This is a genomic window from Bacillus sp. CHD6a (genome assembly GCF_001293645.1).
Classification (GTDB): domain Bacteria; phylum Bacillota; class Bacilli; order Bacillales; family Bacillaceae_I; genus Sutcliffiella_A.
The window spans coordinates 1-1,763 of the sequence record NZ_LBMD01000054.1; the positions used below are offsets into that span (position 1 = coordinate 1).

Genomic DNA, 1,763 nt, shown 5'->3' on the forward strand with positions numbered 1-1,763 from the left:
GCCTCCTGATATGAACGAAACTTTCAAGGCCCCCACTCAACTAGGTGTTTTTGTTTTGTTTTTGTGCAACTCTAAGAAGAGAAGCCAATTCTTCTTCTTTTTCTTTTAAGCGTTTGATGTTAGCGTTTATGCTAGGTTAACTCCTTCTTTAGCTTACAAACTTTCTCCTCACCCTATGGAATGGTTGTCAAGTGCTCTCCTTGACTGCCATTCCATAGGGTGAGACGATCTTCAAGCTAAAGAAGGATTGGTCTTAGTCCTCCTTGATAAAGAAGGTAAGAACACGGCACGAAGGCAAAAAATCAACTGCGGTTAGCATTCTGATATTCGTGGGTTTTCACATAGTATCTTTCCGTATAAAGGACTATTCCACTAACTCGGGACGTGCGTTATTCTAAAAAGAAATGGCACAGAGGAGGCACGTGGATTTTCCTTTCCGGTTTTTAACTTTGCCTTCGAGCCCTATTCTCAGGCTTCTTATAAAGTATTTGAATCATCTAAAAAAGTCCCTTGTTGCGAAATCCCTTTTTAATGTGCTTCTGGCATATCTTCTACCTCTTGCATAACTGCCCAAATGAATCCAGCTAATTCTCTGGCAACTGCCGTTACGGTTTTGCCTTTTTCTTTTCCTTTTGATATTAACCGATAATACTTATTATGAAGTCGATTTTGGGCTTTCCAAGATATTGCCTGTATGGTTGGAGATAGTCCATCTTGCCTTCTTTTCAAATTACCTTTCACGGCTGGTTGATACCTGTAACTCCAAGCAGATTCTACTAATAAACGACGTACGTGACGGTTGCCTGTTTTGGTAATCTCTCCTTGATATCTACTTTCTCCACTTGAATATTCACAAGGAATCAGTCCGACATATGCCATAAAATGTCTAGGGGTGGAAAATCGTTTGAACGACCCTATCTCTGCTACAATACTTGTTGCCGTTAGAGTAGCGATTCCTCTTAGACTTTGAAGTGCTTGGATTTTAGGTGCGTGAGTACCTTCGGTAGCTTGAAGGTTTATCTCTTCATCTAGCCTTTTAATTCGTTGAATTAATTCTTTTAATTGGTGGTAATACTCTTGTATTACTAATTTCAATGACACATTCTCAAAGTTTAATGTATCTAACCATCTATAATATTTAGTGGTCCATTTATTTACTCCAACAGGGGGTTTTATATCATGACGCAATAGGAATTTACTTAATCGATGCTTGGCTCTTAGCTCATCCTCTTTAGCATCTTCTCGACATCTGATAAGATCCCGTAAAGCTTCATCTTCTGAAGTAGGTACATATATAGCAGTCAATTCACCTGCTCGATATAATTGAGCCAATCGTATGGAATCCCTTCGATCCGTTTTGATTTTTTCCCCTGGTTTTTTGGGGATGAGAGAGGGAGCAATGACATCACATTGAACACCTTGAGTAAGAAACAACCTATATAATGGATAACCAGTTGGACCAGCTTCATAACAAAATCGTAGATTTTCTTTACTTCCTAGCTTCTTAATTAACTTTCTAATGGCATCAGCAGTGTGAGGGATGAGTCCCCAATATCTAGGTGCTTCACGTCCTTCTTCGGCAACCGCAATCGCAATTTTTTCTTTAGATACGTCTAAACCTACGTATTTAATGGTATCCTGCATAATAACTAGCTCCTTCCGTAATGTAGCTCTGATTTGGTTTGGTTTTTCCAGTAAACATTCTAACCAAATTAACCTACGATTTTACGAGTAAGGAGCTAGTTTCGTTCATGATAACTCGG

General features: G+C 39.1%; 1 protein-coding gene. It reads right to left on the reverse strand.

Features of this window, described 5'->3' with window-relative positions; all coding sequences use genetic code 11:
* Window positions 1-528: 528 nt before the first annotated feature.
* Window positions 529-1,644, reverse strand: a complete 1,116-nt coding sequence (locus AAV98_RS19720; RefSeq protein ID WP_060667206.1) for an IS110 family transposase — start codon at window positions 1,642-1,644, stop codon at window positions 529-531.
* Window positions 1,645-1,763: the final 119 nt, after the last annotated feature.

Excerpts from the sequence above, each read along its gene's own strand:
- AAV98_RS19720 (WP_060667206.1), bottom strand. The coding sequence starts at position 1,644 with ATGCAGGATACCATTAAATACGTAGGTTTAGACGTATCTAAAGAAAAA.